The sequence below is a fragment of the Aquicoccus sp. SU-CL01552 genome (assembly GCF_040365005.1).
Classification (GTDB): domain Bacteria; phylum Pseudomonadota; class Alphaproteobacteria; order Rhodobacterales; family Rhodobacteraceae; genus Antarcticimicrobium.
In genome coordinates this window covers 70697-84211 of the sequence record NZ_BAABWV010000008.1, presented here as the reverse complement: position 1 = coordinate 84211, position 13515 = coordinate 70697, and the positions used below count along the sequence as shown (strand labels likewise).

Below are 13515 nucleotides of genomic sequence, written 5' to 3'. Positions count from 1 at the left end.
GATTTGACGCTGATCCGCATCAGGTTTATCGCTATTGTCGAAAGAATGCGCCGACCCTATATGTCGGCGCATCTGATCATATTTGGAGAAAACAATGGCAATAGACCTTTCCGCCCTGTCGCGCACCGAATTGCTCGACCTCAAGAAAAACCTCGACAAGGCCATCAAGAACGCCGAACAGCGCGAACGGCGCGAGGCCCTGATCGCCGCGGAAAAGGCCGCCGCGGAATTCGGGTTTTCCCTGTCGGAACTGTCCGCCGATGCCAAGTCCCGCACGGCGGGAAAGCAGACCAAGACCGCACCGAAATACCGCAACCCGGACAACCACGATCAGACCTGGTCCGGCCGCGGACGCAAACCGCAATGGGTGCATGACGCGCTGAGCCGCGGCGTCGATATCACCGAAATGGAAATCTGACGAAACAACGGTCTTGCAATGACAATTCATATTGGCGCTGCGCCCGGTGACATTGCCGAAACGGTTCTGTTGCCGGGAGACCCGTTTCGCGCGAAATGGGCGGCGGAAACTTTCCTTTCAGATGTGCGAAACGTGAATTCCACCCGCGGCATGTTGGGATTTACCGGCACCTGGAATGGAAACCTGGTAACCATCCAGGGCAGCGGCATGGGAATGCCGTCATTGTCGATTTACGCCAATGAATTGATTCGCGATTTCGGCGCGCAAACCCTGATCCGCATCGGCTCCTGCGGTGGAATGCAAGATCATGTCGGGCTGCGCGACGTGATCCTGGCCATGACCGCGACGACCATCACCTCCCCCTCCTCCACCATCTTCCGCGAGGTGAACTTCGCCCCCTGCGCCGACTGGACCCTGTTGCGTGCCGCCGCAGCGGCTGCCGAGGCCCAGGGCACCCGGACCCACATCGGCGGGATCTATTCCTCCGACACCTTCTACGACGAACGCCCCGACCTGAACGAACAGATGGTGCGCCACGGCATCCTCGGGGTCGAAATGGAGGCCGCCGAACTCTATACGCTTGCCGCCCGCCACAACCGCCGGGCACTGGCGGTGCTGACCGTCTCCGATCACCTGCTGACCGGCGAGGCGCTGCCCTCCGAGGATCGCGAGCGCAGCTTTGGCGCCATGGTCGAGATTGCCCTCAACGCGGCCTTCCCCGACGCGCAGTGACCCCAAGGTCACGCCTGGGCTCAACGCCCGTGACTGCGGTCATACCCGTTCACCGGCGGCGGCGCCCATCCCTCGAGGGCGCCCGCCTCGGGGGCGAACACCTCGATCCGCAGCGGGTGACAGGCCGCCGCATCGCTGGAATGCTCTGCCGAACAATCGCCGCCGGGACAGGCGCTGAGCGCGCCCAGCAGGTCGATCTCGGCGAAGAATTCCAGGTGATCTCCGGGCCGCACCGGGCTCGCCTTCATGAAATACTGCCCGGTCTCGCGGGTGAACCCGGTACACATGAAGACATTCAGCACGTCATGCACGTGCTGCTCCGCCTCGGTCAGCGACAGCCCCACGTGATCCGCCAGCGCCCGTGTCAGGTTCGAGTGGCAGCAATGGTGATACTGCCCCCCCGCCAAAAGGTTGTGCGTATAGGGGTCGCAGCGCGTGCCGATCACGTCATGGACCGAGCCGCCGAATGAATCGATCCCGTACCAGGACAGCGTGTCTTCGGTAATCGTCGCAATTGGCCGCATCGCGGGAAAACTGCTCCACAGCCGCTCTCCCGTCGTCACATGGGTGCCATGCAACGCCCGCGTCTTGCCGGAATAGAACCGCTCGCCAAGGTCCTGCGCGTTCCACAGGTTCAAATCCCCCACCTGCGGCCCCTCGATGCAGGAGATGCGGAAAAACTGCCCCGCCGCGACCTCGAAACAGGCCGCCTCGCGCGGTGGCGCGATCACCTCGCCCACCTTCACCGCCCCGGCCCGCGCCCGGGCATACAGCGCCAGATCGGGCCGCGGCAGCGCGTCGTTGGGATAACAGATCACCGGTTCGACGGCGCGGCGCGCCTCGGCATCCTCGGGGGCCTGGGTCATGGCAATGCTCTCGGTCGTTTCGCCCCACAAAACCGCGCGCGCGGTAAAAGCGCAAGGGCAGAGCCGAATTCCCCCACCCCCGTCCTTCTTCTCTGCAAAAATACTCCGGGGGAGGCGCCGCAGGCGACGGGGGCAGCGCCCACTGCCCGGCCGAAACGCCGGGCCGCCCCGTCGATGATCGCCCCGCTCAGATCACCACGACATCCAGCGGCGGAAACCCGTTGAAGCCGACCGAGGCATAGGTCGAGGTATAGGCGCCGCAGTTGCGGATCAGGATGCGATCGCCTGCCTTCAGCCCCAGCGGCAATTCCACGGGGCGCTTTTCATAAAGCACATCGGCACTGTCACAGGACGGCCCGGCCAGGATACAGGCGCCCATCGGCTCGTGATCGCGCTCGGTCACGAACTGATAGCGGATCGCCTCGTCCATGGTCTCGGCCAGCCCCGAGAACTTGCCGATATCGAGGTAAACCCAGCGATGCAGGTCGCTGTCGGACTTTCGGCTGACCAGCAGCACCTCGGCGGCGATCATGCCGGCCTCGGCCACCAGCCCGCGCCCCGGCTCGGCCATGATCTCTGCCTCCTCCCCGAACCGCTCGGTCACCAGTTCCATCACCCGCGCGGCATAGGCGGTCGGCCCCTCGATCTCTTCGCCGTAATAGGCCGGGAACCCGCCGCCGATGTTCAGCAACTCCAGCTCATGCCCGGCCGCGCGCGCGGCGCGCCAGACGGCGGCCACCTGGTCCAGCGTCGCGGTCCACATAGCCGCCCGCTTGGTCTGGCTTCCTACGTGGAACGACAGGCCGACCGGCGCCAGCCCCAGCGCGACCGCCTGGTCCATCAGCGAAGTCGCCTTGTCGCGGGCGCAGCCGAACTTGCGCGACAGCGGCCAATCGGCCTCGGAGGCATCGACGATCAGGCGGATATAGACGCGCGACCCGGGCGCGTGCACAGCGATCTTTTCCAGCTCTTCCTCGGCATCGGCGGCGAACAGGGTGACACCGGCGTGAAAGGCGAACTCGATATCGCGCGGCTTTTTCACCGTGTTGCCGAACGAGATATGCTCCGGATGCGCGCCCAGCGACAGGCACAACTCGATCTCGGCGCGCGACGCGGCGTCAAAGCCCGAGCCGAGGTTGACCAGCCGCTCGACGATCTCTCGCGCCGGGTTGGCCTTGACGGCATAGTGGATGCGCGCGCGGCCCAGCCCGGCCTTCAGCGCGTGGAACTGATCGGCGACGCGATCCACGTCCAGCACCAGCGTCGGGTGATCGAACCGGGTCGAGCGGATGAAGTTTTCGATGCGGTCGTGCGGGCGCACGTCTTTTGCCACCGAAAACTCGGTTACGTATGCGTTCATGGTCATCTCCATAAGACCCGGCCATTCCGGTTTCCCGGCGCAGACCGCTCACTTCAAAAGGAGACGTTACCGTCGCTACGTAACCATAGGGGACTTTGGAACCCCTTTCGCCAGAGGCGCGTGCGTTGGCGTCTTGACCGCGCATATCGGGCCAAAGCCCGAGTCGATCAAGAGGAAATATCGCGCGCGCGATGTTTTTCTGCGCGCGCCGTCAATCGTTGTTTTTCAGGCATATCCGCGGGGCGCCCTTTGCCCCGTCCGGCAGTTCGCCGCCACAGGCGGCACAGCGCCAGACACCGCCCGCCCGGTCCAGCCGCCAGCGGCAGTCACGGCTGAGCGAGCTGAAGTGGTGGCGCCAGACGAAATACCCGGCGACACCCACGAACAGGACCAGATACAACACGGGCAAGCCCCCCTCCCATACGGTGCGGGCCTTGCCTAACGCATTGTTCGCGGCACGGCCAGAAGGCCGTCAGGCGGCGGCGTGATACTGGAAAAGCTCGCTCACCGCATCGGACTCCGCATGGGCCGGAAGCGGCTCCGGGGTGTAATAAGCCCAAGCCTCTTCCAGCACCTGCAGGGCGGCGCGGGCTTTGTCTTCGGCGGTGTATTCCGATTGTTCAACGGTATTGCTCATGGGTCGCTCCGGCGTTTTCAGAGGCCCTCCCTGAGGCGTAACCTAGGGCCGATGCTGCACTGCCGCATCGGACAATAACGCAATCTTGCCATGCGCTTTTTGCATCACCCGATCATCAACGCACCCGCCAGCCCCAGCCCGAACCCCAGCACCGCGCCGAGCGCCGGCGCACTGCTGTCGCGGGTGCGCACGGCGGGGGCCACGTCCTGGAACACCAGGTACAGGATCCCCCCGGCGGCGAAAATCATGATGCCGCCCAGTATGGCAGGCTGCCCGGCCAGGACACTCATGCCAAGCACCGCACAGAGCGGCCCGAGTCCGGCCAAAGCGACAAAGATCGCCATCAGCGGCCCCGCCGCCACCCCGTTGCGCCAGATCTCGCCAAAGGCGGAAAACCCTTCGGGCACGTTCTGCAGAAAGATCATCAGCGCCAGCAGCTTGGCGGTGGCCGCCTCGGTCACCAGTATCGCGCCCAGCGCCAGCGCCTCGGGCAGGAAATCCAGCAACATCGCCACCAACAGCGCGCCGCCGCTGCCGCCGCTGCGCTCCAGCCGGCGGTCGACCAGGTAAAAGGTGACACCGCCCAGGAACAGCAGCCCCAGCGCCAACCAGGGCGGCAGCATCTCCGCGCCTTCCGGCACCAGCACCAGCGCCACCGCAGACAAAAGCGCGCCGCCGCCAAAGGCGATCAGCGCGTGCATCACCGGTTCGGTGAACTCTTTTTCGTGACTGTAGGCGATCCGCGCCAGCACCCCGCCGAGCGGCAGGGAAATCCCCGCCGCCCCGGCCAGCAGGATCACGCCGGTCAGAGGGTCCATGACCCCGATCTCAGACCGCGCGTTTCACCATCAGGTTCTTGATCTCGGCGATGGCCTTCGCCGGGTTCAGCCCCTTGGGGCAGGTCTTGGTGCAGTTCATGATCGTGTGGCAGCGATACAGCTTGAACGGATCCTCAAGCTGATCCAGACGCTCGCCGGTGGCCTCGTCGCGGCTGTCGATGATCCAGCGATAGGCATGCAGCAGCGCGGCCGGTCCCAGGTACCGATCGCCGTTCCACCAGTAGCTCGGGCAGGAGGTCGAGCAGGAGGCACACATCACGCATTCATACAGCCCGTCGAGTTTCTTGCGGTCCTCGATCGACTGCTTCCACTCTTTCGCCGGGCGGTTGGTCTTGGTCTCCAGCCAGGGCATGATGCTGGCGTGCTGGGCATAGAAATGCGTCAGGTCGGGGATCAGGTCCTTGACCACCGGCATGTGCGGCAGCGGATAGATCTTCACGTCACCCTTGATCTCGTCGAGACCATAGATGCAGGCCAGCGTGTTGATCCCGTCGATGTTCATCGCGCAAGAGCCACAGATCCCCTCGCGGCAGGACCGGCGAAAGGTCAGGGTCGGGTCGATCTCGTTCTTGATCTTGATCAGCGCGTCCAGAACCATCGGCCCGCATTTGTCCATGTCGACGAAATAGGTGTCGACACGCGGGTTCTGCCCGTCGTCCGGGTTCCAGCGATAGATCTTGAACGTCCGCAGGTTGGTCGCGCCCTCGGGCTTCGGCCAGGTCTTGCCGGTGGTGATCCGGGAATTCTTCGGGAGTGCAAGTTGAACCATGGGTCTGTCTCTCCTCAGAAGGTCCGCGCCTTGGGCGCGATTTTCTTGAGCTCGATGCCGCCTTCCGCCTCGGTGGTCAGCGGGTCGAGGATCACCGGGCGATAGCTCAGATCAACCTGGTTGCCCTCGACGCGGCTGATCGTGTGCACGCGCCAGTTCTCGTCGTCGCGCGCGGGGTGATCCTCCGAGGCATGGGCGCCGCGGCTTTCCTTGCGGGCCTCGGCGCCGTGGATGGTGGCCAGCGCGTTGGGCATCAGGTTGGTCAGTTCCAGCGTTTCCATCAGGTCGCTGTTCCACACCAGGCTGCGGTCGGTGACGGACAGGTCGCCCATCTTGGCGGCGATCGCGGTCATCTTCTCGACGCCTTCCTTCAGCGTCTTGTCGGTGCGGAACACCGCCGCGTCCGCCTGCATGGTGCGCTGCATCTCCAGCCGCAACTCGGCGGTGGGCAGGCCGCCCTTGGCGTGGCGCAGCCCGTCGAACCGGTCAAACGCCTTGTCGACCGAGGCGGTGTTCAGCTCGGGGTTCGGCGCCTCGGGGTCGACCACCTTGCCGGCGCGGATCGCGGCTGCGCGACCAAAGACCACCAGGTCGATCAGCGAGTTGGAGCCAAGCCGGTTGGCGCCGTGCACGCTGGCACAGCCCGCCTCGCCCACGGCCATCAGGCCGGGCACGACCGCGTTGGGATCCTCGGCGGTGGGGTTCAGAACCTCGCCCCAGTAGTTGGTCGGAATGCCGCCCATGTTGTAGTGCACCGTGGGCAGAACCGGGATCGGCTCCTTGGTCACGTCGACGCCGGCGAAAATCTTGGCGCTTTCCGAGATCCCCGGCAGCCGTTCCGCCAGCGCCTCGGGCGGCAGGTGGCTCAGGTTCAGGTGGATGTGATCGCCCAGCTCGCCGACCCCGCGACCCTCGCGGATCTCCATGGTCATCGAGCGGCTGACATAGTCGCGCGGCGCCAGGTCCTTGTACTGGGGCGCATAGCGCTCCATGAACCGTTCGCCCTCGGAGTTGGTCAGATAGCCGCCTTCGCCGCGGGCGCCCTCGGTGATCAGGCAGCCGGCGCCATAGATGCCGGTCGGGTGGAACTGCACGAACTCCATGTCCTGCATCGGCAGGCCCGCGCGTGTCACCATGCCGCCACCGTCGCCGGTGCAGGTATGCGCCGAGGTGCAGGAGAAGAAGGCGCGTCCGTAACCGCCGGTGGCCAGCACCACGGTCTTGGCGTTGAACACGTGCATGGTACCGTCATCCAGCTTCCAGCACACGACACCCTGGCAGACGCCGTCGTCCGACATGATCAGGTCGATGGCGAAATACTCGATGTAGAATTCCGCGTTGTTCTTGAGGCTCTGACCATACAGCGTGTGCAGGATCGCGTGGCCGGTGCGGTCGGCGGCGGCGCAGGTGCGCTGCACCGGCGGACCATCGCCGAACTCGGTGGTGTGGCCGCCGAACGGGCGCTGATAGATCTTGCCCTCTTCGGTCCGGCTGAACGGCACGCCGTAGTGCTCCAGCTCGTACACCGCCTTGGGGGCGGACCGCGTCAGGTATTCCATCGCGTCGGTATCGCCCAGCCAGTCCGACCCCTTGACGGTGTCGTACATGTGCCACTGCCAGTTGTCCGGCCCCATGTTGGACAGCGAGGCGGCGATGCCCCCCTGTGCCGCCACCGTGTGCGACCGGGTCGGGAACACCTTGGTCACGCAGGCGGTGCGCAGCCCCTGCTCGGCCATGCCCAGCGTCGCGCGCAGACCGGCGCCACCGGCACCGACAACCACCACGTCGTATTCGTGGGTTTCAAATTCGTAAGCAGCCATTCTTCTTGTCTCCCGTTCGGAGTTAGAGCGCGATGCGGGCGATGGCGAACAGGCCGACAGCCGCCGCCGAGTAGCTCAGCAGGATCATCGCGATGATCAATGCCCGTTGCGCCCAGCCGTGGACATAGTCCTCGATCAGCACCTGCACACCGTCCTTGAAGTGACGGAAGCTGACCAGGATGGTCAGCGCCGCGACGATCGCCGGGAACGGCCGCGAGAAATACTCGAGCACCACGTCATGCGGCTGGCCCAGCATCGGGCCAAAGGTAAAGACGAACAGCGGGATCAGCCCCAGCAGGGCGACGGAGCTGACCTTCATCACCCAGAAATGATGTACGCCGGACTTGGCGGCGCCCAGGCCGTCGACGCGCTTGCGGTCGGTAATGTAACGCATGGGAACCTCCTTCAGATCACGACGACGGTGAACAGGGTCAGCAGGACAGAGCCCGCGATGATGGCCCAGCCCAGCTTGGTCGCGGCGTCAAGTTCCAGCATCTTGGCATTGTCCCAGATCAGGTGCCGGATCCCGGCCAGCGTGTGATACCACAACGCCCAGAGCGACAGGAACATCACCAGATCTCCGAACCAGCTCGTGATCACCGCGTCGGCCAGGGCGAAATACTCTGGCGAGGTTGCTGCGGCGAGAAACCACCAGACGATCAGAACCGCCGCCACCAGCAACGCGTTGCCGGTGATCCGGGTCAGGATCGAGGTGATTGAGGTAAGCTGAGGGCGATAGATCGAGAGGTGCGGCGAAAGCGGGCGTTCGCCCCGATTGACATCGGCCATGTTGGCTCCTTTCCGGTTGGCTGCGTTTTACTACGCCTTTTCTTGTGCCAGTGTCACGTGCGCGGCGTATCAAATTCCATGGTTTTTTGATGCGGCAGTGCAGAATTTCTTAAATGTGATCACATGAAACCGGCGCGTGATCACGAAAATCGGGGTTTCACGCCGCCACCTCGCACCGGAACATGTGCGGCGTCGCCTTGAGTCTGGCTCTCCTGCGCACCCACCCACCCTGCGGCTGTTTCCTGCGCGTCCTCGGCGTCCGCCCTTGCATCCGCCCCGCCACGCGCCGAAATATCAAGGGCAGGGGAGGAGATCCGCGGATCAAAAGGAACGTCGCGATGACTCAGCCTGAAAGCAAGACACCGATCCATGAAAGCAGCGTCCCGTTCTTCTGGCCCCTGGCGGCCGGGGTCGAAATGGGCGAACTGGGGCTGGACCTGTTCCAGCGCAACATGAAATTCGTCGATCTCGCCGGAAAAGTCGCGCACCCGCCCGACCCGAAATGGGCAACCCCCAACACCATTCGCCTGGATCTGGACACCATGCGGCTGCGGGATTTCTCGGCGGACGACGCCAAGGGCATCCCGGTCCTGATCGACGCCCCCTTCGCGGGCCACAGCTCGACCATCGCGGACTTCTCCGAGGGGCAGAGCCTGGCCAGAACCCTGCTGGACAACGGGATCGGTCGGTTGCTGGTGACCGACTGGAAATCCGCCACCCCCGAGATGCGCAATTTCGACATCGACAAGTACCTGGCCGAGATCAACGTCGTGGTCGACGATCTGGGCGGGCGGGTCAATCTGGTCGGCCTGTGTCAGGGCGGTTGGATGTCGGCGATGTATGCCTGCCGGTTTCCCGACAAGGTGGAAAGCCTGGTGCTCGCCGGATCGCCGATCGACACCGATGCCGGGGACGGACCAATCCGCGACATGGCGCACCACCTTCCGCTCAGCTTTTACAAGACGCTGATCAAACGGGGTCACGGACGGATGCCGGGCCGCTACATGCTGGCGGGCTGGAAGAACATGCACCCCGACAAGCACTACCTGGGGAAATACCTCGACCTCTACGCCCAGATGGACGACCTCGATTACATCAAGCGGACCAAGACCTTTGAAAGCTGGTACGAAAACCCGCTCGATCTGCCCGGGGTCTATTACATCCAGGCGATCGACCTGCTGTTCAAACAGAACCTGTTCGCCAAGGGCGAGTTCATCGCGCTGGGGCAGAAACTGTCGCTGAAACAGATCACCTGCCCGACCTACCTGCTGGCGGGCGAGAATGACGACATCACCACCCGGGAACAGGTGTTTGCCGCCCGCGACCTGATCGGCACCCCGGAAGAGAAGATCACCGAGAAACTTGTCCCCGGCGGCCATATCGGTCTGTTCATGGGATCCCACACGCTGGCCGAGGAATGGCCGGTGATTGCCAACTGGCTCAAGGAAAACGGCGGGGCCTGACCCCGCCGCACATCCTTACATCGGCATCAACGCCCAGTAGTCGAGATCGAGCAGCACATCGGGCAGGTACTTGCCATCGGCGCCGCGCAACTCGAACGGCGCGCCGCCCTTGGTCGCCACCAGCCGCAGCCGCACCGCGCCGACACCCGGCGCACTGGTCTCGGCCTTGTCCAGCACCTCGGACCACGCCTTGACCGTGTCGCCGGCGAAACAGGGGTTGGCATGCGCCCCGCCGTTCAGCCCGACGATCATCTGCGCATTGGCCAGCCCGTTGAACGACAGCGCCCGCGCCATGCTGATCACGTGCCCGCCGTAGATCAGCCGCCCGTCAGGGCGAAAGGTCAGGTCGAAATGCACCTTGGCGGTGTTCTGCCAAAGGCGCGTGGCCATCATGTGCTCCGCCTCTTCGATGGTGACACCGTCGACGTGGTCGATCTGTTCGCCGATCTCGTAATCGCCCCAGCGATGCGGCTCGCCCGCCAGATCGAAATCGTAATCGCTGAAATCCAGCCCTTCGGGGATCACCAGATCCGCAGCGGCCAGCCCCTTTTTCAGCTCGGGCACCACCGCCTCGGGCGCCGGCGCGTCAAGATCGGATTTGCGCACCATCACCCAGCGCACGTATTCCATCACCACCTCGTCGCGCTGGTTCAGGCCACGGGTACGCACATAGACCACGCCGGTCTTGCCGCTGGAGTTCTGCTTGACCCCGATCACCTCGGACTCCGAGCGTAGGGTATCGCCCGCAAAGACCGGCTTCAGCCACCGCCCCTCGGCATAGCCAAGGTTCGCCACCGCGTTCAGCGAAACATCCGGCACCGTCTTGCCGAACACCACGTGAAAGGCGGCCAGATCGTCGATCGGAGAGGACGCCAGCCCGCAGGCCTGCGCGAATGTGTCCGAGGAATAAAGCGCGTGCCGCGCCGGGTAGAGCGCATGGTACAGCGCCCGCTCGCCCCCCGAGACGGTGCGCGGAACCGCGTGCTTCAACACGTCCCCGACCGCGTAATCCTCGAAAAACCGGCCCGGGTTGGTTTTTTGCTGGCTCTGGGCCATTCACTGTTCTCCTAGTTTCATGTCGGGGGAATAGGCGGCCTCCACCTGTTTGGTGACCGCCTGGCCACAGCGCATCACACCGCGCGCCGCGTCAAAGGCATAGGTGGGCGGCCCCTGCAGCACCCACCCCTTGGCCAGCGCCGCGCTGACCTTGTGGCAAAACGCCGAGGTGTCGTCCTCGGTCAGGAAACGGTAAATCGTGCTCATCTTCGTCCTCACCCAAATGCCGGATAGCCAAGCCACAGGTGGATGTAGCCGATCACCACCAACAGCACCGCGCTGATCGCCAGGAACATCGCGTCCTTGCCCAGGCTGCCCTTCGCCGGCGGGGTCCAGTCCGGCTCGGCCCGGTTGATCACGCCCATCTCGACGATGGTCCAGATTCCCAGACCGCCGAACAGGATGAACGAGGGCACATCGCCGTTCACCAGGAGATGCGCCACCGACCACAAAAGGACCCCGGTCAGCATCGGATGCCGCATCCGGTAGAGCAGCGCCCCCTTCGACGGCCCCGGAGAGGTCAGGTAAAGCGCCACCAACATCAGCAGGTTGTTGATCCCCACCGTGGCCGGGTGACGCCCCCAGAAGAACGCGCCGTCGGCCATCCGATAGCCAAGGATCATCAGGATCACGGCCCCCAGGATCACCAGCGCCACCGCGCCCTTGCCCTTGTCGCCCATCGCGGCGCGGCGCGCCGGCGCCACCCGCTTGAACAGATGCGCCGCCCACCACAGCGCCACGCCCAGAATCAGAAGAACAAAACCCATCGCTGGCTACCCCGCTTGCAGCGCTTCAATTGCCTCGGCTTTTGCCAGAATTTCCCGCGCGGTGACAACATGAAGGTTCTCGACGATCTTGCCGTCGACCACCGCCACCCCCTGCCCCGAGGCTTCGACCTCTTCAAAGGCGGCGATCTGGCGCCGGGCCAGGTCGATTTCTTCGTCCGAGGGGGCAAAGGCGGCGTTGGTCACCTCGACCTGCGCCGGGTGGATCAGGGTCTTGCCGTCGAACCCCATGTCGCGGCCCTGAGCGCATTCAGCGGCCAGCCCCTCGTCATCCTTGAAGGCGTTGTAGACGCCGTCGACGATCACCAATCCCTCGGCCTTGGCCGCCAACACGCACAGGCCAAGCCCGGTCATCAGCGGCAGCCGGTCGGGCCGGAACCGCGTCTGCAACTCCTTTGCCAGGTCGTTGGTGCCCATCACCATGCCCGCCAGCCGCGGATGCGCCGCGATCGAGGCGGCGTTCAACATGCCCTTGGGCGTCTCCATCATCGCCCAGATCGGCAGGTCGCCGGTAATCTCGGCCAGCGCGTCGAGGTCAGCCGCGCTGCCCACCTTGGGCAGCAGGACCGCGTCCACATCCATGTCACGGACCGCGCGGGCGTCGTCGGCGCCCCAGTCGGTGTCCAGCCCGTTGATCCGCACGATCTTGACCCGCGCGCCATAGCCACCCTCGGCCAGCGCCGCCTTCAGCGTGTCGCGCGCGTTTTCCTTTTCATCCGCCGAAACCGCGTCCTCGAGATCGAAGATGATCGCATCCACGGGCAGGCTGCGGGCCTTGTCCAGCGCGCGCGGCTTGGAGCCGGGGATATAAAGGACGGAACGATAGGGGCGCGAACGGGGATCCATGAAACTCTCCTCGGGTCATAATGTTGCGCCGGAAAGGGGCATTCTTTTCCGGAAAATTCAAGGGGAAATCGCCGCGCCGCAGCGAAACTCATCTGTTATGCCCGCGAAAAATGTCATCCCCGCGCAGGCGGGGATCCCGACTCCTGGACGGTTGCGCCGCGAGGTCCCCGCTTTCGCGGGGATGCCAGGGCGCGCGGGCCGGGCAACGCGTCAAAGACGCCCCCTCACCCCAACCCGTCCCAGATCAGCTTGCCCCCCGTCACCAGCAGCAACACATAGGTCAGCCCGAAGAACAGCCGTTCGGGCACCAGATCATGCGCCCGCACCCCCAGCCAGGTGCCCAGCAATGCGAACGGCGCCAGCGCCAGGTTTGCCACCGCCGTCTGCCAGGTGAACATGCCCAGGAATGCATAGGGCACGAACTTCACGCAGTTGAGCACCCCGAAGATCAGCACCGTGCTGGCCTGGTAGCGCGTCTTGTCCAGCCGCTGCGACAACAGATAGACCGCCGCCGCCGGGCCTCCGGCGTGGCTGACGAAACTGGTGAACCCGGTCACCACCCCCGCCAGCAGCCCGGCCCAGCCCGGCAGTCTTTCGCGCGATGCGCGTATCCAGCCGCGCCCTCGCGCAAACTGCCAGCCGACGAAGGCGATCGAGATTCCGCCGATCAACAGCCGCATCAGATCCGCGTCCGCCACCCGGTACAGCGCAACGCCCAGCACAACGCCCGGCACCCCGCCCAGGATCAACAGCCGCGCATCGGGCCAGTGCCAGCGCCGCCAGTAGGGTTTCAGCGAGGCCGCGTCGATCAGCATCAACAGCGGCAGCATCACCCCAAGCGCCTGCCCCGGCTCGAGGAACAGCGCCAGAATCGTGGAGGCGGCAAAGGCCGCACCCGAGCCGAAGCCGCCCTTGGACACCCCCGCAAAGACCACCGCAGGCGCCGCCACGGCGAAAAAGCCGGCGTTCAACTCCAACATCGCAAATTCTCCTAACGCGCCGTGTTTTCGACGTTTTTCCGGTCCTGCCCCGGTCGACCCACTTGCCGCACTGCGGCATCGCCCCGTGCGTAAGCCTTGCGCGCGCATCCGTAAAGCACTAGGCAACCGCCAATTCCAACCGGATCGGAGACTAT

17 protein-coding genes are annotated in these 13515 nt (G+C 64.7%); 3 read left to right on the top strand and 14 right to left on the bottom strand.

The features are described 5' to 3' along the window. Positions 1 to 94: 94 nt before the first annotated feature. On the top strand, positions 95 to 418 hold the full coding sequence (locus tag ABWV23_RS10925) for an H-NS histone family protein (RefSeq protein ID WP_353347591.1): 324 nt from the start codon (positions 95 to 97) through the stop codon (positions 416 to 418). A gap of 18 nt (positions 419 to 436) precedes the next feature. Next, positions 437 to 1150 carry a purine-nucleoside phosphorylase gene (gene deoD / locus ABWV23_RS10920; RefSeq protein WP_353347589.1) on the top strand — a complete coding sequence of 238 codons (714 nt, stop codon included), beginning with the start codon at positions 437 to 439 and terminating at the stop codon, positions 1148 to 1150. 20 nt (positions 1151 to 1170) lie between these two features. Here the strand turns inward: deoD and ABWV23_RS10915 are convergent, their stop codons facing one another. The 9 genes from ABWV23_RS10915 to sdhC all read right to left on the bottom strand — a co-directional run bounded on the left by ABWV23_RS10915 (position 1171) and on the right by sdhC (position 8230). Beyond that, on the bottom strand, positions 1171 to 2016 hold the full coding sequence (locus ABWV23_RS10915) for an urea carboxylase-associated family protein (protein ID WP_353347587.1): 846 nt from the start codon (positions 2014 to 2016) through the stop codon (positions 1171 to 1173). A 187-nt stretch (positions 2017 to 2203) separates the two neighbouring features. Continuing rightward, positions 2204 to 3376 (bottom strand): type III PLP-dependent enzyme, encoded by a 1173-nt coding sequence (locus tag ABWV23_RS10910; protein ID WP_353347585.1) that lies wholly within the window; start codon positions 3374 to 3376, stop codon positions 2204 to 2206. A 211-nt stretch (positions 3377 to 3587) separates the two neighbouring features. Beyond that, positions 3588 to 3779, bottom strand: a complete 192-nt coding sequence (locus ABWV23_RS10905) for a hypothetical protein (RefSeq protein ID WP_353347583.1) — start codon at positions 3777 to 3779, stop codon at positions 3588 to 3590. Between the two features lie 69 nt (positions 3780 to 3848). Continuing rightward, positions 3849 to 4013: a hypothetical protein gene (locus tag ABWV23_RS10900; RefSeq protein ID WP_353347581.1), complete on the bottom strand. Its 165-nt coding sequence runs from the start codon at positions 4011 to 4013 to the stop codon at positions 3849 to 3851. A 104-nt stretch (positions 4014 to 4117) separates the two neighbouring features. Next, positions 4118 to 4831, bottom strand: a complete 714-nt coding sequence (locus ABWV23_RS10895) for a ZIP family metal transporter (RefSeq protein ID WP_353347579.1) — start codon at positions 4829 to 4831, stop codon at positions 4118 to 4120. A gap of 10 nt (positions 4832 to 4841) precedes the next feature. Continuing rightward, positions 4842 to 5621 (bottom strand): succinate dehydrogenase iron-sulfur subunit, encoded by a 780-nt coding sequence (locus ABWV23_RS10890; RefSeq protein WP_353347577.1) that lies wholly within the window; start codon positions 5619 to 5621, stop codon positions 4842 to 4844. 14 nt (positions 5622 to 5635) lie between these two features. Further along, positions 5636 to 7441, bottom strand: coding sequence for a succinate dehydrogenase flavoprotein subunit (gene sdhA, locus ABWV23_RS10885; RefSeq protein ID WP_353347575.1), 1806 nt, complete (start codon positions 7439 to 7441; stop codon positions 5636 to 5638). A gap of 22 nt (positions 7442 to 7463) precedes the next feature. Then, positions 7464 to 7835: a succinate dehydrogenase, hydrophobic membrane anchor protein gene (sdhD, locus tag ABWV23_RS10880; protein WP_353347573.1), complete on the bottom strand. Its 372-nt coding sequence runs from the start codon at positions 7833 to 7835 to the stop codon at positions 7464 to 7466. Between the two features lie 11 nt (positions 7836 to 7846). Beyond that, the gene (sdhC, locus tag ABWV23_RS10875; RefSeq protein WP_353347571.1) at positions 7847 to 8230 is read right to left on the bottom strand and encodes a succinate dehydrogenase, cytochrome b556 subunit; all 384 of its coding nucleotides are present in this window, start codon (positions 8228 to 8230) and stop codon (positions 7847 to 7849) included. 338 nt (positions 8231 to 8568) lie between these two features. Between sdhC and ABWV23_RS10870 the strand changes: the two genes are divergently transcribed. Beyond that, complete coding sequence (locus ABWV23_RS10870; RefSeq protein ID WP_353347569.1) at positions 8569 to 9693, top strand: alpha/beta fold hydrolase; 1125 nt, start codon at positions 8569 to 8571, stop codon at positions 9691 to 9693. 15 nt (positions 9694 to 9708) lie between these two features. On the opposite strand, the gene ABWV23_RS10865 is transcribed toward ABWV23_RS10870, so the two are convergent. From ABWV23_RS10865 to ABWV23_RS10845, 5 genes are all read right to left on the bottom strand, one after another. Beyond that, a complete protein-coding gene (locus tag ABWV23_RS10865) occupies positions 9709 to 10749 on the bottom strand; it encodes a MaoC family dehydratase (protein WP_353347567.1) in 1041 nt (346 codons plus the stop codon). Next, positions 10750 to 10956 (bottom strand): DUF1737 domain-containing protein, encoded by a 207-nt coding sequence (locus ABWV23_RS10860; protein ID WP_353347565.1) that lies wholly within the window; start codon positions 10954 to 10956, stop codon positions 10750 to 10752. A gap of 8 nt (positions 10957 to 10964) precedes the next feature. Beyond that, complete coding sequence (locus ABWV23_RS10855) at positions 10965 to 11516, bottom strand: NnrU family protein (RefSeq protein ID WP_353347563.1); 552 nt, start codon at positions 11514 to 11516, stop codon at positions 10965 to 10967. A 6-nt stretch (positions 11517 to 11522) separates the two neighbouring features. Further along, positions 11523 to 12380, bottom strand: a complete 858-nt coding sequence (locus ABWV23_RS10850; protein WP_353347561.1) for an HpcH/HpaI aldolase/citrate lyase family protein — start codon at positions 12378 to 12380, stop codon at positions 11523 to 11525. Between the two features lie 224 nt (positions 12381 to 12604). Then, on the bottom strand, positions 12605 to 13360 hold the full coding sequence (locus ABWV23_RS10845; protein WP_353347559.1) for a sulfite exporter TauE/SafE family protein: 756 nt from the start codon (positions 13358 to 13360) through the stop codon (positions 12605 to 12607). Positions 13361 to 13515 lie beyond the last annotated feature (155 nt).